General features: G+C 53.7%; 22 protein-coding genes and 2 pseudogenes. 12 read left to right on the forward strand and 12 right to left on the reverse strand.

Annotated elements, in window-relative coordinates:
- The first annotated feature begins 3 nt into the window (after window positions 1-3).
- Window positions 4-1,116 carry an FAD-binding oxidoreductase gene (locus tag HFD97_RS10910; RefSeq protein ID WP_009092291.1) on the forward strand — a complete coding sequence of 371 codons (1,113 nt, stop codon included), beginning with the start codon at window positions 4-6 and terminating at the stop codon, window positions 1,114-1,116.
- A gap of 33 nt (window positions 1,117-1,149) precedes the next feature.
- Here HFD97_RS10910 and HFD97_RS10915 read toward each other — a convergent pair whose 3' ends face one another.
- Both HFD97_RS10915 and HFD97_RS10920 read right to left on the reverse strand, forming a co-directional pair.
- Entirely contained in the window at window positions 1,150-1,662 is a 513-nt protein-coding gene (locus HFD97_RS10915) for an RcnB family protein (RefSeq protein WP_111207674.1), read from the reverse strand.
- Window positions 1,663-1,756: 94 nt separating this feature from the next.
- Window positions 1,757-3,037: a serine hydrolase gene (locus tag HFD97_RS10920; RefSeq protein WP_185155352.1), complete on the reverse strand. Its 1,281-nt coding sequence runs from the start codon at window positions 3,035-3,037 to the stop codon at window positions 1,757-1,759.
- Window positions 3,038-3,275: 238 nt separating this feature from the next.
- Between HFD97_RS10920 and HFD97_RS10925 the strand changes: the two genes are divergently transcribed.
- The 5 genes from HFD97_RS10925 (at window position 3,276) to uhpT (ending at window position 9,087) form a co-directional block, all read left to right on the forward strand.
- The gene (locus tag HFD97_RS10925; protein ID WP_046101153.1) at window positions 3,276-3,944 is read left to right on the forward strand and encodes a YecA family protein; all 669 of its coding nucleotides are present in this window, start codon (window positions 3,276-3,278) and stop codon (window positions 3,942-3,944) included.
- A gap of 181 nt (window positions 3,945-4,125) precedes the next feature.
- Complete coding sequence (uhpA, locus tag HFD97_RS10930; protein ID WP_167431989.1) at window positions 4,126-4,719, forward strand: transcriptional regulator UhpA; 594 nt, start codon at window positions 4,126-4,128, stop codon at window positions 4,717-4,719.
- On the forward strand, window positions 4,716-6,215 hold the full coding sequence (gene uhpB, locus HFD97_RS10935; protein ID WP_111207672.1) for a signal transduction histidine-protein kinase/phosphatase UhpB: 1,500 nt from the start codon (window positions 4,716-4,718) through the stop codon (window positions 6,213-6,215). Before uhpA ends, uhpB begins: the two co-directional genes overlap by 4 nt.
- A 9-nt stretch (window positions 6,216-6,224) precedes the next feature.
- On the forward strand, window positions 6,225-7,553 hold the full coding sequence (locus tag HFD97_RS10940; RefSeq protein WP_167431988.1) for an MFS transporter: 1,329 nt from the start codon (window positions 6,225-6,227) through the stop codon (window positions 7,551-7,553).
- 151 nt (window positions 7,554-7,704) lie between these two features.
- On the forward strand, window positions 7,705-9,087 hold the full coding sequence (gene uhpT, locus HFD97_RS10945; protein WP_167432006.1) for a hexose-6-phosphate:phosphate antiporter: 1,383 nt from the start codon (window positions 7,705-7,707) through the stop codon (window positions 9,085-9,087).
- Window positions 9,088-9,214: 127 nt separating this feature from the next.
- Here the strand turns inward: uhpT and HFD97_RS10950 are convergent, their stop codons facing one another.
- Window positions 9,215-9,736: a hypothetical protein gene (locus HFD97_RS10950; RefSeq protein ID WP_167431987.1), complete on the reverse strand. Its 522-nt coding sequence runs from the start codon at window positions 9,734-9,736 to the stop codon at window positions 9,215-9,217.
- 575 nt (window positions 9,737-10,311) lie between these two features.
- Here HFD97_RS10950 and HFD97_RS10955 point away from each other — a divergent pair.
- From HFD97_RS10955 to HFD97_RS10970, 4 genes are all read left to right on the forward strand, one after another.
- The gene (locus HFD97_RS10955) at window positions 10,312-11,826 is read left to right on the forward strand and encodes a transcription antiterminator (RefSeq protein WP_167431986.1); all 1,515 of its coding nucleotides are present in this window, start codon (window positions 10,312-10,314) and stop codon (window positions 11,824-11,826) included.
- Between the two features lie 15 nt (window positions 11,827-11,841).
- A complete protein-coding gene (locus tag HFD97_RS10960; protein WP_167431985.1) occupies window positions 11,842-12,315 on the forward strand; it encodes a PTS sugar transporter subunit IIA in 474 nt (157 codons plus the stop codon).
- Between the two features lie 113 nt (window positions 12,316-12,428).
- Window positions 12,429-13,853, forward strand: coding sequence for a PTS fructose transporter subunit IIC (locus HFD97_RS10965; protein ID WP_167431984.1), 1,425 nt, complete (start codon window positions 12,429-12,431; stop codon window positions 13,851-13,853).
- A 5-nt stretch (window positions 13,854-13,858) separates the two neighbouring features.
- Window positions 13,859-14,719, forward strand: coding sequence for a ketose-bisphosphate aldolase (locus HFD97_RS10970; protein WP_167431983.1), 861 nt, complete (start codon window positions 13,859-13,861; stop codon window positions 14,717-14,719).
- Window positions 14,720-14,754: 35 nt separating this feature from the next.
- Here HFD97_RS10970 and HFD97_RS10975 read toward each other — a convergent pair whose 3' ends face one another.
- The 3 genes from HFD97_RS10975 to HFD97_RS10985 all read right to left on the reverse strand — a co-directional run bounded on the left by HFD97_RS10975 (window position 14,755) and on the right by HFD97_RS10985 (window position 16,377).
- Window positions 14,755-15,531, reverse strand: a complete 777-nt coding sequence (locus HFD97_RS10975) for a CDP-diacylglycerol diphosphatase (protein WP_167431982.1) — start codon at window positions 15,529-15,531, stop codon at window positions 14,755-14,757.
- A gap of 20 nt (window positions 15,532-15,551) precedes the next feature.
- Window positions 15,552-15,968 (reverse strand): hypothetical protein, encoded by a 417-nt coding sequence (locus HFD97_RS10980; protein WP_167431981.1) that lies wholly within the window; start codon window positions 15,966-15,968, stop codon window positions 15,552-15,554.
- Between the two features lie 145 nt (window positions 15,969-16,113).
- A complete protein-coding gene (locus HFD97_RS10985; protein WP_167431980.1) occupies window positions 16,114-16,377 on the reverse strand; it encodes a hypothetical protein in 264 nt (87 codons plus the stop codon).
- Window positions 16,378-16,594: 217 nt separating this feature from the next.
- Between HFD97_RS10985 and HFD97_RS10990 the strand changes: the two genes are divergently transcribed.
- Window positions 16,595-17,641 (forward strand): hypothetical protein, encoded by a 1,047-nt coding sequence (locus HFD97_RS10990; RefSeq protein ID WP_167431979.1) that lies wholly within the window; start codon window positions 16,595-16,597, stop codon window positions 17,639-17,641.
- Window positions 17,638-17,904 carry a MarR family transcriptional regulator gene (locus HFD97_RS10995; protein WP_167431978.1) on the forward strand — a complete coding sequence of 89 codons (267 nt, stop codon included), beginning with the start codon at window positions 17,638-17,640 and terminating at the stop codon, window positions 17,902-17,904. The genes HFD97_RS10990 and HFD97_RS10995 overlap by 4 nt, the downstream gene beginning before the upstream one ends.
- Window positions 17,905-18,113: 209 nt before the next feature.
- Here the strand turns inward: HFD97_RS10995 and symE are convergent, their stop codons facing one another.
- The 6 genes and pseudogenes from symE to HFD97_RS11020 all read right to left on the reverse strand — a co-directional run.
- Window positions 18,114-18,443 carry an endoribonuclease SymE gene (gene symE / locus HFD97_RS11000; RefSeq protein WP_167431977.1) on the reverse strand — a complete coding sequence of 110 codons (330 nt, stop codon included), beginning with the start codon at window positions 18,441-18,443 and terminating at the stop codon, window positions 18,114-18,116.
- Between the two features lie 225 nt (window positions 18,444-18,668).
- Window positions 18,669-18,832 (reverse strand): annotated as a pseudogene (locus HFD97_RS22365) (type I restriction endonuclease subunit R); the annotation flags it as partial.
- 216 nt (window positions 18,833-19,048) lie between these two features.
- The gene (locus HFD97_RS11005; RefSeq protein WP_167431976.1) at window positions 19,049-19,984 is read right to left on the reverse strand and encodes a hypothetical protein; all 936 of its coding nucleotides are present in this window, start codon (window positions 19,982-19,984) and stop codon (window positions 19,049-19,051) included.
- An 843-nt stretch (window positions 19,985-20,827) separates the two neighbouring features.
- Window positions 20,828-21,178 (reverse strand): DUF1493 family protein, encoded by a 351-nt coding sequence (locus HFD97_RS11010; RefSeq protein ID WP_167431975.1) that lies wholly within the window; start codon window positions 21,176-21,178, stop codon window positions 20,828-20,830.
- Window positions 21,172-21,615 carry an STM2901 family protein gene (locus tag HFD97_RS11015; protein ID WP_167431974.1) on the reverse strand — a complete coding sequence of 148 codons (444 nt, stop codon included), beginning with the start codon at window positions 21,613-21,615 and terminating at the stop codon, window positions 21,172-21,174. The genes HFD97_RS11010 and HFD97_RS11015 overlap by 7 nt, the downstream gene beginning before the upstream one ends.
- A 266-nt stretch (window positions 21,616-21,881) precedes the next feature.
- Window positions 21,882-22,538 (reverse strand): annotated as a pseudogene (locus HFD97_RS11020) (primase-like DNA-binding domain-containing protein); the annotation flags it as partial.
- Window positions 22,539-22,768: the final 230 nt, after the last annotated feature.

Raw genomic sequence — 22,768 nt, forward strand, 5'->3', positions numbered from 1 at the left:
ACAATGGCGGTAAAAACTGAAATGAAGGTGGTGGTACTGGGCGGCGGCGTGCTGGGTGTTTCGACGGCGCTGGAGCTGACAAAACGCGGGGCGGCGGTGACGCTGGTGACCGAGGCGGAGGTCTGTTCCGGCGCGTCGGGACGTTCACTCTCCTGGCTCAATTCGGCGGGTGAGCGCTCCCGACCCTATCATGCGCTGCGCATGGCGGGCATCGATCGCTATCGCACGCTGTTTGCGCAGCACCCTGATCTCGACTGGCTGCGTTTTGATGGCGGCCTTTGCTGGTTCAGCAACGATGCGGCCGGGACGCAGGCGCGACACGCCTATGAGAAGGCGCACGGCTACGACTCTCAGCTCATGAGTGCCGATAACGTGGCGCTGGCGGATGCGACGGTCGATCCCGATGCGCTGCCGTCGCAGGCGATCTTTAATCCGGGTGAAGGCTGGGTCAGCCTGCCGCACCTGGTGGATTATCTGCTGAACCAGTTCCGGTCACGCGGCGGCGAAGTGATCGAACACGCCGGTAAAGCCGCCGTGATCACCGATCAGGGCCGGGCCTGCGGCATCCGCAGTGACAAGGGGGAGATGCGGGCGGATGCGGTAGTGGTCGCCTGCGGCCCCTGGACCCCGGACGTGGTCGCCCCGCTGGGCGTGACGATCCCCAATGGTTCGCCGGTCTCGATGCTGGTGATCACGGAACCGGCCGGGCATCAGCTGAAAGCGGTGCTCAACACCCCGCGCGCCGCCATCAGACCAAATCCCGGCAACCGCTACGCGCTGGACCATGACTGGTATGAGGCGGATATCCAGCCGCTGGCCGACGGCGATTACCATATTGATGAACATGTCGTGGCCACGCTGGCCGCGGAGGCGAGCCGGCTGTTACGCGGCGACGAGCCGCTCAGCGTGCAGAGCTGGAAGATTGGCCTGAAGCCGATTCCGGGCGATGGCGATCCGGTGCTGGGTGAACTGCAGAAGGTGCCGGGCTGTTATGTGGCCTTCACCCATTCGGGTGCCACGCTGGCGCTGATTGTCGGCGAGCTGCTGGCGGAGGAGATCGTGACCGGTGAGAAGCATCCGATGCTGGCCAGTTTTGGGGCTGAGCGCTTCGGCTGAAAAAAAGCCGGTCATCACGACCGGCTGATTATTTTAGCCACGGAAGAAGATATCACCCGATTTCCCCATGACGATTTTGCCGGTGTCATTGGTAATCAGGATGTAGTTGGCGTTGATGTAGGCCCAGTGGGTGTTCTCCTGCGGGGCCGGCAGATTGCGTTTCTGCCACTCAACGATGGTGTAGGTTTTATCCGTGTACTTCTCTGGCACCGTGTCACCGATGTTGTACTGTTTGTAGTCGATGATGATGGTGCTGAGATCGTAATTCGGGCGCGCACTGTTGGCCGTTGACGGCGTGGTAGGCGTCGTCGGCGTAATGCCATCGTTAGACGGTGAGCTGGTCGGTGCCTGGCTCGGTGCGGCACCGTTGTCCGGCTGGGCGCTGCCTGCACCAGACTGCGGCTGGGCATCCGGGTTAGCGGGCTGGATCTGCGGCGGAGGCGGAACGCTGTCGGTTGCTTCGCCAGCCGCCTGAACAGCAGGGATCAGGCTCAGTGAGCCAACCAGTAATCCCATTGATAAAAGTACACGTTGAGTCCTGCGCATAATGATTTCCACGTTGAATTTTGACAGTCAGGCTAAATTTATCGCACTTCAGTTCCGGCGCGATGACGCTATGTGCCAGGCAACACAGCGTAATTCACTTTATGGCGCCCTGGTCAGCGGTAACGGATCGCTGTGCGACCACTTTATCCTGAGTTGCCAGATCGACCAACAGCGCAATGCCTAAATAGTTACTCCAGTTAAAACCGTTCTGCAGCACCACGATCGCGTTACCGTGACCTTTATCGTAGCCGATAAAACTCGCGTAGCCGCCGATGTAGCCCACCTGATAGGTGATCGGCTGCCCTTCTATCGTCTCGGTGACCCAGGCGATATTCTGCGTCTGTGCGCCCTGCCGGTACCAGGCACGGTTCACCGCCGCAAACGCCCTGTCCCGTTCTGCATCACCGGTGGCCGTTAGGTGCGCGCGCAGATAGCGACTCAGATCGCGCGCGCTGCTGTAAAGGCTGGCCGCCGCCACCATGTTGCCGTGAAAATGCCAGTCAGGCGTCAGCGCCCCGCGGCGGATAAATTTCGGCTGATCGCCGGCGTGGCCCAGCGCGCGCCACGGATAGCCCGCCAGTGTTTCCGGCTCAAAACTGCTCTGATCCATTTTTAACGGGGCGAAGATAAGCCGGGACGCCAGCGTCTGGATATCCTGATGAAAGCGCTCGCGCAGAATGAAGCCCAGCAGCGCATAGCCGAGGTTGGAGTAGCACGGCCTGCGAACCGCCGGAGCAGAGAAATCCGCCAGGTAACTCAGCACGCTATCGCTGTCCAGATTGCCGTAGAAGTTTTCGCCCGTGCCGAGATAGCGGATGAACTGGTGCAGCATCGGCAGATCCATATCCTGCCGCGGCAGACCGGAGGTGTGCGTCACCAGCTGCAGCAGCGTGATGCGGCGTGCGTCACGACTCAGCGGCACGCCCGCGGGCAGCAGATCGGCCAGCGTGTCGCTCCAGTGCAGTTTTCCCTGCTCCACCAGCTGAATAATCACCTCGGCCGTCACGCCCTTACTCAGCGATCCCAGCGCAAACAGGGTGTCCGGGGTCACCGGATAGCGATGCACCCGGTCGGTGACGCCAAATGAATAGTAGTGCGTTGGCTCGTCATGATGGATGACGGCAATACTGATGCCGGGAACCTGCTTCTGCTGCATGTAGTGCTGTACGATGTCATCGACATTTTCGTTGAAGGTGGCATGCGTCAGGTAGACACGATCGCTGACCGGGGCGGAGGTTTGCGACAGGGTGCCACAGCCGGTCAGCAGAACGATCGCCGCCGGGATCCCGCAGGGTCTGCCGATCCGCTGAGCGACCTGAGCCAGCCGTCTGAGGCAGAGCGCAGCGATCCGGCTGCCAGAAAATTCCTTTTTCATAGAGTAATCATTCAGTTAAGTAGTGTTATCGCGCAGCAGGCTGGCCGTAGCGCAAAAAGGTACCATAAAGTGCGGCGGGCTATCGCCTGCATAATGGGGTAAAAGGGGGATTAAACGCAGGTTAACCCTGCTGATGCCGGACAGCGTTAGCTGTGTTGCTGCCCGCAAGGGTGTACACTGCTGCGGTTTTAAGGCTCAACGCCGCGCTGAAATTTAGATATGCCCGGGAGGCAACCGCATGAAAGAAGGCCCACTGACCGAAAAAGAGCTGCAATGGCTGGAAGATATGCTGGAAAAGTATGGCAGCGAAGCGTCGATTCTCGATGTCTCCGAACTTGATGGTCTGCTGACGGCGATCCTCTCCGGTCCCGTAACCGTGGAACCCAGCCAGTGGCTGGTGGCCCTGTGGGGTGGCGAGAAACAGATTCCGAAATGGAGCAACGAGCGCGAAATGACGCGCTTTATGTCGCTTTGCTTCCAGCATATGAATGACGTGGCGGACCGCTTAGCGGAATTCCCGGAGCAGTTCGAACCGCTGTTTGGCATCCGGGAGATGGAAGGACTGGAGTTTACCGTGGTGGAAGAGTGGTGCTTCGGCTATATGCGTGGCGTCGCACTGACCGACTGGTCGGCGCTGCCCGCGGATCTGCAGCCTGCGCTGGACGCTATCGCCCTGCATGGCACCGAAGAGAACCTCGAAAAGCTCGACGCCATGACACCGGAAGAGATGGAAGCCAGCATCGAAGCTATCCGCCCCGCTGCGCTGGCGCTGCACGATCACTGGATCTCGCAGCCCGAGGCGGTGCCGGTGCCGCAACAGCCGGTGACCGTCGATAAGCAGCCTGGCCGCAACGATCCCTGCCCGTGCGGCAGCGGCAAAAAATATAAGCAGTGCTGTCTGCATTGATCGAACGGAGTGCGTTCTGATCGGCCGGGTGGGGTTCTGCCCGGCAGATTTAATCTGCCGATCGCCAGCGATCTGACCGCTGTCACCCCGCCCGCCCCCGCAATCCTGTAGAGTGGTCACGACTTGAACAGCTTCACGCTTATCGCTAAGGTAAGCGCGATTTTACCTGCCAGGAAACGCCATGATTACCCTCGCGCTGATTGACGATCACCTTATCGTCCGCTCCGGTTTTGCCCAGTTGCTCGCCCTGGAACCTGATTTTCAGGTGGTGGCGGAGTTCGGCTCCGGCCGTGAGGCGCTGGCAGGTTTACCGGGCCGGGGCGTCCAGGTCTGCATCTGCGATATTTCCATGCCAGACCTCTCCGGGCTGGCGTTACTGAGCCAGCTTCCGGTGGGGCTGGCCACGATCATGCTCTCTGTACACGACAGCCCGGCACTGGTTGAACAGGCGCTGAATGCCGGTGCGCGTGGCTTTCTCTCCAAACGTTGTCACCCCGATGAGCTGATCGCGGCGGTGCGCACCGTCTCCACCGGCGGCTGTTATCTGACGCCAGAGATTGCGGTTAAACTGGCCGCCGGACGTCAGGACCCGCTGACCCGTCGCGAACGTGAGGTCGCAGAGAGGCTCTCTCAGGGCATGGCGGTTAAAGAGATCGCGGCTGAACTCGGCCTGTCACCAAAAACCGTGCATGTCCATCGCGCCAACCTGATGGAGAAGCTCGGCGTCAGCAACGATGTGGAGCTGGCGCGCCGCATGTTTGATGGCTGGCAATGAGCCCTCTCTTCTCCCGGCTGATCTCAGTGGTCGCCAGCTTCTTCCTCTTCTCGGCAGCCTGGTTCTGCCTGTGGAGTATCAGCCTGCACCTGGTTGAACGCCCGGAGCTGGCGGTGCTGCTCTTCCCGTTTGGCCTGCGTCTGGGGCTGATGCTGCAATGCCCGCGCAGTTACTGGCCGGTGCTGCTGGCGGCAGAGTGGGTCATGCTGCTCTGGCTGGCGAAGGCCGTTTCCCTGGCGCATCTGCCGCTGTTGATGGCGGGCGGCGTGCTGACGCTGCTGCCGGTGGCGCTGATCTCCCGTTTCCGCCACCAGCGTGACTGGCGCACGCTGCTGAGCCAGGGCGCGGCGCTGATCGCCGCAGCGCTGCTGCAGTCTCTGCCCTGGGCCGGTCAGGCGGAGATGCTCAACACCCTGCTGCTGACGCTGACCGGTGGCCTGACGCTGGCCCCGACCTGCCTGGTCTTCTGGCACTACCTCACCCGAACCCGCTGGCAGCCGCTGGGTCCGTCGCTGATTTCGCAGCCGGTCAACTGGCGCGCCCGGCATCTTGTCTGGTATCTGCTGCTGTTTGTCATCAGCCTCTGGTTGCAACTTGGCCTGCCTGCGGAGCTGTCACGCTTTACCCCTTTCTGTCTGGCGCTGCCCATCATTGCGCTGGCCTGGCACTACGGCTGGCAGGGCGCACTGATCGCCACGCTGATGAATGCCATCGCGCTGATCGCCAGCCAGACCTGGCATGATCATCCCGTCGATCTGCTGCTCTCCCTGCTGGCCCAGAGCCTGACCGGGCTGCTGCTGGGTGCCGGTATCCAGCGGCTGCGCGAGCTGAACCACTCCCTGCAGAGTGAGCTGGCGCGCAACCGGCGTCTGGCGGAACGCCTGGTGGAGACGGAGGAGAGTGTGCGTCAGGAAGTGGCGCGTGAACTGCACGATGATATCGGGCAGACGATCACGGCGATCCGCACACAGGCGGGCATTGTGCAGCGCGTGGCGCCGGACAACAGCCGGGTGATCCAGAGTGGCGTCCACATTGAACAACTCTCGCTGGGCGTTTATGACGCGGTACGGCGACTGCTGGGGCGTCTGCGGCCGCGGCAGCTGGATGACCTTTCGCTGGAGCAGGCGATCCGTTCTCTGATGCGGGAGATGGAGCTGGAAGATGCCGGCATCGTCAGTCATCTTCACTGGCGCATTGATGAGACGCTGCTGAGTGAAGCGCAGCGCGTCACGCTGTTTCGCATCTGCCAGGAGGCGCTGAACAACGTTGTTAAACATGCCAGCGCCAGCGCCGTGATACTCAAAGGCTGGCAACAGGATGATCGCCTGCTGCTGGTGATTGAAGATGATGGCTGCGGTCTGCCGCCAGGCTCCGGTCAGCAGCGTTTTGGGCTGGTCGGGATGCGCGAACGCGTCACCGCGCTGGGCGGGTCGCTGACCCTCTCCTGCACCCATGGAACCCGCGTCAGCGTCCATCTGCCGCTGCGGGCTGTCTGAGGAACTGCCGTGTTTACCTTTCTGAAAACGCCTCCTGACGCGGCGCCGCTGCAGGATAAACGTGAGATTGACAGCCGCTATCGCTACTGGCGCCGCCACATCATGGCGACCATCTGGATCGGCTATGCGCTATTCTACTTTACCCGCAAGAGCTTCAACGCGGCAGCTCCGGAAGTGATCGCCAGCGGTGTCATGCTGCGAACCGATATCGGCCTGCTGGCGACGCTGTTTTACATCACCTACGGCCTGTCGAAGTTTTTCTCCGGCATCGTCAGCGACCGCTCTGATGCGCGCTACTTCATGGGGCTGGGCCTGATCGCCACTGGCGTGGTCAATATCCTGTTTGGCTTCTCCACCTCGCTGTGGGCCTTTGCGCTGCTCTGGACCCTCAACGCCTTTTTCCAGGGCTGGGGAGCGCCGGTCTGCGCCCGCCTGCTCACCAGCTGGTATTCGCGTAACGAACGGGGCGGCTGGTGGGCACTCTGGAACACCGCTCACAACGTGGGCGGCGCGCTCATCCCGATCATTATCGGCGCGGTGGCGCTGCAGTATGGCTGGCGAACCGGGATGATGATTGCGGGCAGTCTGGCGATCCTTGCCGGGCTGTTTCTCTGCTGGCGTCTGCGCGACCGGCCTCAGACCGTGGGCCTGCCTGCCGTGGGCGACTGGCGACAGGATGAGATGGAGATGGCGCAGCAGCAGGAAGGTGCGGGCCTGAGCCGCCAGGCAATTCTGACGCGCTACGTGCTGCTCAACCCCTACATCTGGCTGCTGTCACTCTGCTACGTGCTGGTCTATGTCGTCCGTGCCGCGCTTAATGACTGGGGCAATCTCTACATTTCGGAGACGCTGGGCGTCGACCTGGTGACGGCGAACTCCGCCATTACGCTGTTCGAACTGGGTGGCGTGATGGGCGCACTGGTGGCCGGCTGGGGATCGGACAGGCTGTTTAACGGCAATCGCGGCCCGATGAACCTGATTTTCGCCGCCGGCATTCTGCTTTCCGTGGGTTCACTCTGGCTGATGCCCTTTACCAGCTATGTGATGCAGGCAGCCTGCTTCTTCACGACCGGATTCTTTGTTTTCGGCCCGCAGATGCTGATCGGCATGGCGGCGGCGGAGTGTTCACACAAAGACGCGGCGGGTGCGGCAACCGGCTTTGTCGGCCTGTTTGCCTACCTTGGCGCGTCGCTCTCCGGCTGGCCGCTGGCGTGGGTGATCGACGTCTGGCACTGGAGCGGCTTCTTTGCGGTGATTGCCACGGCTGCGGGGATCTCTGCCCTGCTGCTGCTGCCGTTTCTGAATGCGCAGGCGCCGCGCCCCCAGCCTGAAGCGTGATACGCCTCTCTTTTTTGCCCTGAGTCGGGCAAAACTAAGACATTTTCCTGGTTTCGCCTGGACGCTGTCTCAGGCCGGTCTGGTCAGCGGTTTTTACAATGCCAGCCATTCGCTGCCGATGGCAGTTTTCCAACCAGGAGAATCCCCTTCCATGCTGGCCTTCCTCAAACAGGTGCGCAGACCCACGCTGGATCTGCCAATCGAACTGCGGCGCAAGATGTGGTTCAAGCCCTTTATGCAGTCCTATCTGGTGGTCTTTATCGGCTACCTGACCATGTATCTGATCCGCAAAAACTTCAATATCGCGCAGAACGATATGATCACCACCTACGGGCTGAGCATGACCCAGCTGGGGATGATTGGTCTGGGCTTTTCCATCACCTATGGCGTCGGGAAAACCCTGGTCTCCTATTATGCGGACGGTAAAAACACCAAGCAGTTTCTGCCGTTTATGCTGATCCTTTCGGCCATCTGTATGCTGGGGTTCAGCGCCAGCATGGGCAGCGGTTCGATCAGCCTGTTCCTGATGATCGCGTTTTACGCCCTGAGCGGCTTCTTCCAGAGCACCGGCGGCTCCTGTAGCTACTCCACCATCACCAAATGGACACCGCGCCGTAAGCGAGGCTCCTACCTTGGCATGTGGAACATCTCTCACAACCTTGGCGGAGCCGGTGCCGCGGGCGTCGCGCTGTTTGGTGCCAATGTGCTGTTCGACGGTCACGTGGTCGGAATGTTTATCTTCCCGTCGATCATCGCGCTGATTGTCGGCTTTATCGGCCTGCGCTACGGCAGCGACTCGCCGGAGTCCTATGGTCTGGGCAAAGCCGAAGAGCTGTTCGGCGAGGAGCTGAGCGAAGAGGATAAAGAGGCCGAAGATGAGTCGATGACCAAATGGCAGATCTTTGTTGAATACGTACTGAAGAATAAGGTGATCTGGCTGCTCTGCTTCGCCAACATCTTCCTCTATGTGGTGCGCATCGGTATCGATCAGTGGTCAACGGTTTATGCTTTTCAGGAACTGAAGCTCTCAAAAGAGATCGCGATTCAGGGCTTTACTCTGTTTGAAGCGGGTGCGCTGGTGGGGACGCTGCTGTGGGGCTGGTTATCCGATCTAGCCAATGGCCGTCGTGCGCTGGTGGCCTGCGTCGCGTTAGCGCTGATTATCGCCACGCTGGGGATCTATCAGCATGCCAGCAACCAGTATGTCTATCTGGCTTCGCTGTTTGCGCTGGGCTTTCTGGTGTTTGGCCCGCAGTTACTGATCGGCGTGGCCGCCGTGGGCTTCGTCCCGAAAAAAGCGATTAGCGCCGCCGACGGTATTAAAGGCACCTTCGCCTACCTGATTGGCGACAGCTTTGCCAAGCTGGGCCTGGGCATGATCGCAGACGGCACCCCGATCTTCGGCCTGACCGGCTGGGCAGGTACCTTTGCCGCACTCGATACCGCCGCTATCGCCTGTATCTGTCTGATGGCGATGGTCGCCGTAATGGAGGAGCGCAAGATTCGCCGCGAGAAGCGGCTGAAGATGGCGTAAAGATGTTATCGGGCCCGGCGGATGCCGGGCTTTTTTTGTGCCCAACCCGTCACAGGACTCTGTTTGGTTTTTGCTGACTCAATTCGCCGTTACGCTTAATGCCTGCAAACAGGCTGGAACAGGCATTTTATCCTCTCCTCTTCAATTTTATTTTCTTCCTGACAACGTAATAACAGGCAATCGTTAATAACAGATTTGATGCCAGAAACGCTGCGAGATTTAATGATGAAAAAGCCTGTTCATCCGGGAAAAAGGATGAATAAGGCAGCGTTCGAAAAAGCAGCCAAAAGATAAATGTGAACAAAAAGATTTTCCCCAACCGACGCAACGTTGAGAAAGCCCACTCTTTAGCAAGATAATCTGGCCTTATCCTTCGCGTAACGCCGTTGAAGAAAGTGGTGAGCACACTCATAACAGGCACGCTAATCAGAGTATTAACTAAAATGCTGATGTAGTCCCTTAATGAGTCCCAGACCTCCGGGTCAGGCTCACCCAGAATAAAAGAGGTCAATACCTGAGCGTTATGAAAATTAAATGATGCTGTTAAAGCGTTCACTCCCCCCTCATAGGGAACCGCTTTAGCGACAAGCAGCATAATTGCAGTAAACAACGCTATCCTGATAAAAAGATTAAAGGCACGCTTTGCCATGAGCAGTGACCTTAATATTTTCATAAACCATTAGCTCCTTCATGCAACAACCCTCTCTCTTTTGCATTCTCAAAGTTGCATTACGTAAGAGACCCTATGCACAAACTTTCCATGCAGAGCCATAAATAATTTCCTCATGATTTGTCTCTACCCTATTCTTTATCAACCAGGCGGAAGAATGATTTTTTCTGTCGTTTTCTGATTTCAATGTCTGACATCACTGAGAGGCATGCCCCATCTCATCAGTTGCCTGAAGCATCAACGTGCGGCTTCAGGCAACTGATGAGAGCAGATAAAAACGCTCCCGTATTCAGAGGCTGATGCTTTCGCTGGTGTGCCACCTGCAGCACAGCTGTCCGCCATCCGGCAAATCTGCCCGTCGCCATCACAATGACCATCACACCCAATCAGCCTTCTCTCTGACCGTTCATCCCGTCTCTGTTATTCCAAAACCCGCTGTCAGGTGGTCAGCCAGCCCCCCAAGTTGTGGCCATGTTTTAATATTTACAGGGTCTGGTGCCTTTGCTTAGATGATAACTCCCAAAGGCGAATAACTGATTAAGCGGAACCTGAAGATGATGAAGGCGCTGACAGAACGGCAACTGACCATTATGCGACAGCTTATTTCTCATAACAGTTATGTGAGCCTGCGCGCTATTTCAGAAAAAACGGCCATCACGCCAAGAACGTTACGCCGCGACATTGCCGATATTAATGAAAAACTCGCTGACCAGGGGATCACACTGAGCGGTAAAAGTGGGAGAGGCATCACAATTAAATTTGCTGACGCCACATCCGAAATAGCGGCCCGACGGATTTTTTCTGCAGAGGTGGATGATTTCAGCAGTAACGTCAGGATGCTGAAAATAGCCTCCGATCTGTTAATGCTCTCACCCCGAAGTTCGTCAATCAGTGAGCTGGCCGATAAATATTTTATCAGCCGTGCATCAATAGTGAATGATTTAAAAACATTAGATGCCTGGTTACATCAGTTTAATTTAACGTTATTAAAAAGTCGTACCGGCACCAGCATTAAAGGCAGTGACCAGAATATTCGCCTGGCGATGAAAGCGCTGGTATTAAAATCGATCTACAACCGTCAGGACATGATGGAGAGCCGCCTGGATGAAAGTACGCTGCAGGAGCTTTCAGAGAAGTTTGGTCAGCAGGCTGTCCATTTCACCCTGCAGCTCATCAATTTTATTGAACAGCAGCTGCACTATACGATAAGCGATCCTTACTACATTAATCTGTTCACCCACGTTCTGGTGCTGATTCACCGCAGCCACTCACCGATGCACAGCCCGGACGCCCGCGCCGTGGTCATGAACCGGGTCAGCGACCCGCACGCCTGGCAGGTTTCACTGGCGGTCATAGAGCGTATCGAGACGGCTTACAATACGCTGCTGGTCGCCGAGGAGGCGCACTCCATCTATCAGTATCTGGTGTCGTCCGGTAAAGCGGGCGGCGATGCCGATCGGCACGATGACGCGCTGATTTCAGAACGGGAAACCCGCTTTGCTGCGGCGCTGATCGACCGGGTGGCGCAGCGAATCAACATCGCCATCACCACCGATCCGAAGCTGCAGGCTTCGCTGACTTCACACATCAAGCCGATGCTGAACCGCCTCAGATATCACATCCGGATTAAAAATCCGCTGCTGCACGATATCCAGACCGAACTGGGCACCGTGTTCGCCGCCGTCAAAGCGGTGATCCGGGAGCTGACGCAGGAGTATCAGCTGGATGAAATCAGTGACGATGAGGTGGCCTATCTCACCGTGCATATTCAGGCGGCCATCGAAAACAGCATTAAGGTAAAGCGGGTGCTGCTGGTCTGCTCCAGCGGCCTGGGCACCTCGCAGCTGCTTTACGGACGGATCCTGCGCGCCTTTCCTGACTGGCAGATTATCGACATTGTGCCCGGTAAAAACATCGCGGACTCCCTGAAGCGACAGGCGTGCGACGTGGTGATCTCGACTATCCGGCTGGAACCGCTGGAAAAGCCGGTGGTGTATGTCTCCGCCCTCTTTTCGGCGAAAGATATCGCCAGGGTTACCGAATGTCTGGTAGCGAACTCAATTAATTAATGATGGAGAAATAAAATGACGACAGCCGTGGCGATTAATGAAGTGCTTAAAGAAGAGTGCATTATTCTCGATGTCGATTGCCAGACCAAAGAGCAGATTATTTCTCAGCTGACCGACCTGCTCTGCCAGACAGGAGCGGTCACGGATAAAGCCGCTTTTCTGAGAGATGTTTATCTGCGCGAAGAGTTAGGCTCAACCGGATTTGAAAATCATATTGCTATTCCGCACGGTAAATCGGCTGCCGTCGTTAAAACCCGGATTGCCGTCGGACGCCTGCGCCAGGATATTCCCTGGGAGACCATCGACGGCACCTGGGTACGGCTGGTGATCCTCTTCGCGGTTAAAGAGTCCGATAAAGATGTCGGCCATATAAAAATGCTCGCCAGAATATCCATTGCCCTCGGTGATGAAGAGGTGGTTGAACAATTACTGAATACAGAACATCGTGAAGAGATGTTTCATTTACTCCTGTCCCGCTCGGGAGCATGAATAACAGGGAGATCGTGACAAAATAAAACATTAAGGAGGTTTTCAGACAGTCGCCATCCATCAGTCGTTAAAAAGATAAAAATAAAATCGTTTCCTTTTACCGGAGAACGTTTATGAACATTATTGCCATTACCGCCTGTCCTACAGGTGTTGCCCACACCTACCTTGCCGAAAGTAATTTAAAAAAAGCGGCGAAAAAACTGGGGCTGAATGTATTAGTGGAAACCCAGGGTGCTATAGAAAGCGAATATATTCTCAGCGAAGACGATATTCATCAGGCTGATGTGGTGTTGATTGCCGCAGATAAAAAAGTCGAGATGGCACGCTTTCAGCATAAAAACGTGATTGAAGTGCCCGTGACCCGAGCGGCGAAAGATGCGGAAGGTCTGTTAAGCGCCATCGTGAATGGCGAGCTGGCACCGAAGCTGGTCGAATCTGCGTCACTGACCGGCGCTGCTGAACCGGCTTCTGCGGTCAGAGAAGCGTCGGCTTCCCGCTCCTGGGCGTCGGAGATTTATGTCCACCTCATCACCGGTGTGAACCTGATGATCCCGTTTGTGGTGGCGGGCGGCATTCTGATCGCGCTGAGTTTTTCCTTCGGGATTACGGCGGCCACACCAGGGGACGCACATTTCAGCCCGATAGCGAAGATGCTTTCTGACATCGGCGGCGGCTCCGCCTTTGCCCTGATGCTGCCGATTCTTGCGCTGGGCATCAGCCAGTCGATCAGCGGTAAAGCGGGCATCGTGGCGGGGGCCGTGGGCGGGATGATGGCGATCCACACCGGCTCCGGCTTTCTCGGTGCGCTGATTGCCGGCTTCCTGGCGGGCTACATCACGCTGCTCATCAACAACCATATCCACCTGCCCAAAGCGGTCGCCGGGCTGAAGCCCATTTTAATCGTGCCGCTGCTGAGCGTGCTGCTGACCGGCGCACTGATGGTGCTGCTGATTGGTGAGCCGATCAAGATGCTGCTCGGCTGGCTGACCGCCTTCCTCAGTTCGCTGGGTAACACCAATGCGGCCATTCTGGGCCTGCTGTTCGGCATGATGGTGGCTTTTGATATGGGCGGCCCGCTGAACAAAACCGTCTGTATGTTTGCGATTGGCCTGATGTCGAGCGGCATTTATGGCCCGATTGCCGCCTGTATGGCGGCGGGCATGGTGCCGCCGCTGGGCATCGCACTGGCGACTACCCTCTTCCGCCGCAAGTTTACCGAGCAGGAGCGGGAAACCGGCAAGGTAACCTATATCCTCGGCCTCTCCTTCATTACCGAAGGCGCCATCCCGTACGCGGTCGCCGATCCGCTGCGCGTCATCCCGGCGATTGTCGCGGGCTCCGGCTTAGCGGGCGCGCTGTCGATGATGCTGGGCTGCGCGTCCCGCGCTCCGCATGGCGGCATCTTCGTCATCTTCATTCCTAACGTGATCAGCAACGTCATGGGTTATCTGTTTGCGATTGCCGCAGGCAGTCTGCTGACGGCGCTGATCCTGTTGTTCCTGAAAAAAGATATCTCTCTTCCTGCAAAACAAGGATAAAACCTATGCTTTACAACATGAAAGACCTGCTCAGAGTTGCCCGGCAGCATCAGTTTGGCGTGGGTGCGTTTAACATCGCCAGCGCTGAGTTTGGACGCGTCGCGGTTGAGACGGCCGAGCGACTGGATTCACCGCTGATTCTGGAGATCCACCCTGATGAGATGGCGTTTACCGGCCCGGAGTTCATCGGCTATCTGCGGACGCTGGCGATTCAGGCGCGGGTGCCGGTGGTGATCCATCTGGACCATGGCCGCACGCTCGAAGAGGTGATGAAAGCGATTTACGCCGGTTTTACCTCGGTGATGATGGATGCCTCCTCGCACCCTTTTGAGCAGAACATTGCGCTGACGAAGAAGATTGTGGAGATCGCCCACGCAGTGAATGTCTCCGTGGAAGCGGAACTCGGCACCATCGGGGTGGCAGAAGGCAGCGGCGAAGGCGGCAGTAATGAGATTCTCTATACCGATCCGCAGCAGGCGGAGACCTTTGTGCGCGAGACCGGCACCGACACGCTGGCAGTCGCTATCGGCACCTCGCACGGCCTCTACCCTAAAGGCAAGCAGCCGAAGCTGGATATCGAGCGTCTGCAGCAGATCCGGAAGGTGGTGGATATCCCGCTGGTGCTGCATGGCGGTTCGGGTAATAAAGACAGCGAGGTGGCGGAGTCGATTCGTTATGGCGTCGGTAAGATCAACATCTCCAGCGACATGAAGAAGGCGTTTTTTGTGGCGCTGGAGCAGGAGCTGAAACAGGGCGGACACGAACCCAATGCGCTGTTTGTAAAACCGATGCAGGCGGCGGGTGAAGTCGTCGCGGCGAAGATGGCGCTGTTCAGTTCGGTGGGGAAAGCGGCACTGTACCGGTAAGGGGTTGTGTGGTGGATGGCTGGGATGAGGTTTCGTTACTCTGCGGCTGAAATGTCAGCGGGCGGCGCTGAAAGAATAGCGCAGCGTTTATCCAGTAGCGACTCAACAGAAGCCCGATTGCCCTTATCCCAGCCGCGCCGGGTCGTTAGCAGGATAAACCCTTTTTCTCCCGAGAACGTCGTCGGGATGAGCGCCACGCCAGACTCCGCCAGCTGCGGCGGGGAGAGATGGAAATGGCGTGCCACGGAGGAGACAGGATAGATCCCCATCGCCGTCGGCTGCATAACGCGACGGGCATAGTAGGTGTGATTCAGCAAACGATCGGGTAAGGGTCGCCAGTCATCATGAATAAAGGGGCGCTCGGCCTGAAGCTGACGATAGACATCCTCCCGCAGGCAGGTCAGATGAATATGTAGTTGATTCTGGCTGCGGCCATAAGCGGAATTGAGCGCCATGCCGAGCCGATCTTCAGGCACGGTAGCACCATAGGCCGCCATCAGACGATAACGCATTAACCAGGCGTAGCCGAAATAATCGGGACGCCCGGGGCGAGATAGCGCAATGCTCTCGATGCCTGACATCGCCACCGTCGGCACCAGAATAAAGTGCAGCCTGTGGCGGGGATTCTGGATGATGCTGTAGCCCTGAGTGTTGTCCTGCGGCAGATAGATTTGCTGGCAGGGTGCCGGATCGCGACGGTAGTGGTAGTTATTCATGCAGAGGTCATGCGTGACCGTCCACAGCGCATCAGAGCGGGCGCATCCTGTGAGCAGCAGCGCGATGACCAGCGGCAGAGGCCGGCATCGCCACAACGATTTTCCATTCAGACGTCTCAATTATTCAGAACCCTGGTCAGCTCAATCTCGTGGGTTGTAGGGTTAAAATAAAGATAGAACAGATCACCATCAAGCTGATCGGGCTTTGCCCATATTTCCTTCTCCCCCAGAGTGCGCTTTTGCTTCACGTATCCCAGCTTTTCGAGATAAGCGTGGAGCGATGCAGTATCTGTAGCGCCTTTGAATATGATGCTATTTGAAGGAGAATAGCCGTCTCCGGGGTGCGCCTCAAAATAGTAGTTGTCCGTTATTCGCGGGGCGTTTTCGATCTCTTTGTGCGTGAGCGTGTGATAGCTGAAGAAATCCTTTTCCGTGTAAACTGTCGTTTTATCAGAGCCTGAAGCTACGAGCCAGAGTAACAAGCCGCCAAAAGTAAGTGCGGTGATAGTAGCGAGTGCACCACATCTCATCATTCAGGCAGCCCCGAAAAGCAGAAAGCTTAATTTTTTACAAAGCAACATTATTAATTGACCGTTGTATCTAACCCGCAAAAAAATTGAAATAGCGTCAATAAAAAGGATGCTATTTTCATCTTTGACCTACTAATCACTACACAAGTCATTCCTTAGCATTAATTTTCTTCTCAACAATCCTTACTATTACCCGGTAACCGACTACCGTTACTATTGTACAGATCACTAACAATGCAATCCCCACGGATCCCTCGATATCACGTTGATTGAATAGCTTTGCTGACGCTGTCCAAAACTGCTGCTCTTCTTCTGTCGAGAGATCTGACGGCCTTGCAATAAGAAAAGTAATGACAAACAAGGACACTGCGATAAGGATTCTAAACCCTGCCGGGACACGTTTTGCTTCCATTTAAAACCACCTCAATTGTTCCATAAGACATTAGCCCGTTAGGTAATTTTACTTGTGGTGTAGAGAGTAATGCTTGCTGAATCTCAATGAAATCAGTTTTGTGTCGCTTAGCGATCACCCAAAACTTCCCCTTTCTTAGGCTAAGGGGTAGGCTTAAATTTTGTTCAACATCGGTCAGTTTAAAATCGATGCGCGACGATGGCGCTAAAGGGACATTATGCTTCATCACTATCAGGCAAAGTCACTGGACAATATCTATCTTGAGGACATTCCCCATATAATCCACCCGGACTATGCGGCACGAGATCTAGCGGATACCACCCTGCCAAACCGGAACATCCAGGAATGGAATTTACCTCAGGGCTACAGCCATTTTGTCAGCCGGTATCACCAGTTTCACTGGCAACGCCCCTGGATGTCATACCGTGATACACGGGACGACATCAAATCCGGAAAGGTTGTTCTGCTGAAAACAAACATGAGCGGCAATGCCTTAGCGGGTGTGCTGACCCCCTCCGGCAACCTTAGAAATGATCTGCCCTTGTTCCTTCACTCCCACCTCAGCTATCTCATATCAAAGCAACTAAAACGCCCGGTGTACTACGTTCACTCGTCAGCGCCCGTGCAACATGCTCAAGCAGCAAAAACCATCAACAGCAAATCAGCGGGCAGGCTTTTGGCCGCGGGAGGCGTTTATAACGGCAACATAGATGGATTCAGGAAGACAGCAGAGCAACTCGGCGGGGATGCGCCAGCGGGTTACAATCAGGTAATGGATAACAAAGGCCTGCTGATTGCAGGTGCATCTCTTGCCGCCGGGCTGACAATGGGAAGAATGCGTTTTCCTGAAATAGAGGAACTTGAGCATTTTGGGGCCAGAGGAGCAGCCTCAGGAAGAGATTTTGATCCTGAAAAAGCTGGAGGGCCGATTGAAAACCTGACAACGGATGGCGTTAATATAACTCATGAAGGGATCGCAACCGTTGAGAAACATATATCTCGTTTCGACCACGACCCGGCAAATGACGTAATGATAGGCAGGCTGAAAAACATCGCAAAAGGAGAAATGCCCCCTGAGCAAGTAGATTTAAACTACTACACTCATGAATGTCGGGAATATCAGCGTTACTGTAATCTGGGATGGGAAGCAGGTGAACCAGACGGTGTTGCAGGTTATGATATGTGGAACAATGCCCATACGGCAACGCTGGAAGATTTTAAACTTAAAGACGGTGATTTATTCCACCCGGATGCACTGAAATGAAGATAACGAATACCGAACTTAATGTATTAAAAGTCATGGCAGAAAAAGACATAGACTGGACATGGATGATACTGGATCGCACTCTTGCTACAAGGGGGATTCCAGGGTTTAGCAATGTTGCTAATATAGTAACCAACCTGATGAATGAGGGTATGGTCGATGCTGTTCATAACGAAAGCTCATCGAGACCACGTTATCGCGTATCAGAGCAAGGTCATCAGTTGTTGGGACAAATGACCGGGGATACAAGGCATTTCGATTAAGAAACTTACTGCTGGCGCGTTAACTTTGTATCAAAGCGGAATAATTTCTAAGCCAGTGATGAATTTTTTCAGGCAGGTAATATGGCACTGGCCTGTAAGGAAATAAATTTGGTCAACAGCGAAGAGATCTGGGCAACGGATGGCTGGTGGAAGTGATTGCGTCCTAATAGTTAACCGCTCCCGATGCGATATCGGGAGCGGCTTCTTATTCAGACGACTTTCTGTTTACCAGATATAACCTGAATAAACTCCTGCACCTGCTTTTGTTTCCGCGCCGACAGTTTGCACACCTGGCGCAGAGACTGCATTAGTTCGTTCTCCTGTAGCGCGGTGAGCACAATACAACCTTCCATTACCTTTACTTCTACGGCTGTGCCTGTGGCAAAACCGGCTGCTTCCAGCCATTGCCCTTTCATGGTGATGGCGGGAATCCGGCTGTAATCCGGATAGCGACTCGCGTAGCCAACCGTTAATTGACGGTTATTTGCCGGGGAGACTTCTGGTTCAGAGAGTTGTGCAATAGAATGGGCGTCAGTCATGATTACTATTCCTTTTCAATAGTGATTGTGATTAGCGGCGCGGGTGTGTTGCAGCACATCCGCACCGCGCTAAATGCCTGTATATATCATCAGGAAAGAGAATAAAAGTCCAGCTTAAACAGCTTGAGATAAGCTACTTATAAAATCATTTTGATATAAAAGCTTAAATTTTTTTAGCAGGAAATAATAAGAAACGCACCAGCAAGAGGTGCAAGAAAATAAGAATCAGGATTTTTTATGTGAGGCTTTTTTACCTGCACTGTCTGCACGTTCGGCTTTGAATTTTTTTCCAGTAATGCAGCAGCGCTTTTTTCACCGCTGATTAATTCCTGATTTTCTACACGCCACAAGGCGGTAAGTTCACGACGTAATGCTTTAGCCAGAATTGATTACGTTAACAGCGCATTGCTGGCCTGTTATAAGCTCGCTGTGTAGCTTCAATCGTTTGAATTTAATTCTTGCAATGACTTGTGACTTTGTAATTCTCTGGCCTGAATACATAGCTTACAAATAATTGGCATCACTATTCCTTGTTGCATCGCAAAGGAGTAAATACTCTTTTATTACAATGAGCAAGCAAAGCAGCATAGCATCAATGATGTATATTATTTTTTAGTATAATTTGCCCTAAGGAAGTCCTCATACTTCTTAGGTAATAAGGCTATCTCACCCCACTTTTTATTAGGAGACCAATAACCGGCACCTACTTTTTCAACCTTGCCAAAGAATATAAGTATACGTCTTAAAGCATTTTCCTCTTTGATTCCCCTTGCTTCTAAATCGCCTTTATCTGCAGAGATTCTAAAATCCACGTTACCTTGTAAATATGGATGTCTCAAGAAGATATGCGAGGTTAAATCATAATGCCTAAAGCGAACTATTTCTCCAAAATAGAATTTAGGCTCTTCATCTACATCATTTATTTCCGCAGCATCTTTTAAATCGCTATCCAAAACATACCTATACACATTTTCTTCAACAACTATATGAATTTCTCTGTGATAGTTGTGCCTGAAGTTTGTACAAAGAGATTGAACGCTCGTTATCTTGCTAGGAAGTCTGAAAGTTTCGCCTTCATGCCTTGAGACGGGAACCGCAACTTCAGGACCATCTTCACTTTCAAATTCGGTTTGTAATGGCTCCTGTTCACCGTCGAAATCAACTCGCGGGTTATTTTTTGGCCTTTCTTGCATAAAGCCACTGATTATAACTAAGTCTTGGTCCTCGACCGCCTGTCGCGCCTCTTCTTCAGAACTATATTTTTTGCCAGCCAATTGACTGCTTCGCAAGCGGCAATAAGGAGCATCTTCATCAGGAAAATGCCTAAATAAAGCCTCTCTTCCATTTGCCATTACAGCTATTGCAGGATCATTTGGAACACGAGTAAGAGGTTCGTAGCATGAAGGACAGTGCAGGTGTCCTTTCATTTCAACAAGATAATCTAAAGGTTCAATTTCAGTACGGACTAAAACAGCTATGGGATGTCTTGTCCGATCCCATTTCGGGTCATAATATGCGTAAGCAATTCTATTCAAAGCCATAGTCACCTCCATTGTTATCTTTTTTTAACATACTGTTTTTATGATAAAAAAACCATAACCAAAGTTCAGAAACAGGTAATAAAATGCTCGAATGACGCATTTTTCTAATTTATAAAATATTATCATTACATAAGTTAAATTGGACTTATTTTGGTAAAAACAGCCATAAAGCCCTTTGCTGGTACCACTAACAAACAGAGCGTAGCAGCTTCATCATTTGTCCAGAGTGAAAACACTTAATCAGGGTAACCGTATACCCTTACGGGAGCATGGCTGAAGCGCTGGCGGAGCCTGCATACAGTGTGCAGGTACGTTACCATCATAGGCCTGTTTGGCTGTTAAATGGCTGGACATCGGGCTTAGATACTTGTGATGAAACTGTGTTGGGAAGGTTTAGAGACGGTGGTAATGTCATAGTGATTCGAGTTAAGAAACTGTACGTGCTTGAAGCTTGTAACTACACGCCGCAATGAGTTCACATCCCATTTACCACTATCAGCTACAGCAGCTTTTAAACGCGAAAATAGAGAAGCAATCTGTACATTTATAAAAGTCAGACATAGTTAGATATCTTATTGATATATATACTTTAAATTACTGGCGCGAAGGCCGGACTCAAATAATAATTTGAGCATTTGTTTTAATGGTTTATTTTGAAATTAAAAACCAAAAGTGCCTCCATTTGTGCCCCCTGATTTTTTTAGCGATTTCAACTAGCAGGGTTCTCAATACGGATAAAAACTGGTCGTGTGGAAAACTATCAAACCCATTGGTTAGGTTCCGAAAGACGGAACCTAACCACGCTCTATGCCTTTCTGATGGAGCTGGGTGCACTTAAACTGATCAGTTGAAAAGCCATCGTCCAGCTTTTGCCGACTCAACAAGCATAAAAATCGTAAGGGGCTTTGGTTCAACATCAGGGACTCTTTGCGACTTAGACCTTAAGAAATTGGGCAGAAAGCCTTTTTCGTAAGGCCAGTATGCAAGAAAGTCAAATTCGCTAGTATCAACGTTAAATCTTTGGAAATAGTCATTCATTATTTCATCACCAGTCTCTCTGGCCCAAGGATACTTACCTGTTGAGAGGCTGGTTTCGAGCGTTAATTCAGGCTTATCTCTTGAGAAAAGGGGTTTAGAATTATAATTATTGTCGTACCACTCAAAAATAGCGCTTTCTATCGTGTCCTTTACCATAGCTTGTCACCATTCTTTGCAATCAGGTTATAGGTATGGGTTGCTTTCCATGCGATTTGTGTCACGTCATTTAATATAAAGCCAATCCCAAGTATTGGTATCCAGCGTCCAGCAAACGCCCCCAGATTATTAACGTAACTAAATTTAAGTCGTTTGATACTTTCAGTTGTAAGAGTTGGCCAGCGGTTCACTCTTATGTTCAACCAAATGCGGAGATTTGCACTCAAGATCGACGTCCCCTTAGTGGCCCCAGCCGGTTTTCCCCGCGTCGTTTGAGTTGGTTGTCCTAAAATTATAAGTGCCAAAGTAGCTATATCCTCGACACCAAGCTGTTTTTTAGCCTCATCCAGAAACACGAAGAAAAAAAGCTCTCCAGCGGTGAGATTGAACATTCCTTTGTAAAAATACGTTCCACCTAGCTCTTCAACTGTATCCATTTCGCACCTCGCTTGTAGCTGTCTGAATACCATATCTGTCGAATTGATGTTCGTCCAGAATCGACGTTGGTTAATAACGGCTCAATATGATGTCGTGATTCCCCATAAAAAAGATTTTATGAATAATCCTTCACACTGTTCACCTTTGATTTTTATTCATTTATATCAGACAGTTAACTGGTGATGAATGGGTGAAGGGTGATGCATATCCTTCACCACGGGTGAAGGATGGACGTCAAAAAACCGGCTTTCGCCGGTTCAGGTTGTCATGCTGCGTTCGGATCGTCGCACTTCGGCAGCCAGTCGGCGCTGTTTTCATCCGTCAGCCCGAGGTTGGTCTGCATACCGAGTTTCGTGCGCCGCTTCAGGTAGCTTTTCCCGTACTCGCGCAGGATGCTCTCCAGCGCCTAGCTGAAGGTCTTCATGCTGAGCGGGTTGCAGTAGCCGTTAGCCTCCATGTACGCCAGATAGGCGTGATAGAGGTAGCGACGGGGCTGCAGGGGCCGGATGCTGGCATTACCCATGTGCAGGCCGTTCGGCTCGGCGGTGGCAAACAGGTAGCCGCAGAAGTCCACCATCGGGTCGGCGTCGCGCTTGATGCGCATGGCCTCGCCGGAGTTCTGCTGCTGCTGAAGCAGCGCGCGGGCGTCCTGCGGGTTGCTGAAGCGCTGCATCAGCTGGCGCACGATGACGGCCAGCTCCGCCTGTATCTTCTCCTTCAGCTGCGGGTGGCGCTCGTTTGCCGGGATGATTTCCGCGAAGTGCAGTATAGCCCGGCGGCGCGACACGCCCCCGCTGCGGTCGGTGAAGCGCATCGGGTTGTTGTTCACGGCCAGAATTACCGCCGGGATGTGGGTTGAGTAGGCGTCGCGGTAATTGGGGTCAACGGACACCGCATCGCCGCCGGTAATCGCCTTGATGCCCGTTCGGGGAGCCTGGCAGGACCGGCGTAAGCGCAGGCTATTCTCCGGCAAGAAATAACCCCACAGCCCGGCACCTGCCGGGCTTTTTTGCGTCTTCTGCGCGAGTGCATGTCTATGCTGCATGAATACGCATGAGTCTCAGGCACCCAAAAGCGGCAGCAAAGGCCAGCGGCGGCGCGGCCCGGAGCCACTCATGCAGGTACATGAAAACTGCTACATGAAGTGCGCAG

Origin of the sequence: Pantoea sp. EKM103V, assembly GCF_011800365.1 — a bacterium.
GTDB lineage: Bacteria > Pseudomonadota > Gammaproteobacteria > Enterobacterales > Enterobacteriaceae > Pantoea > Pantoea anthophila.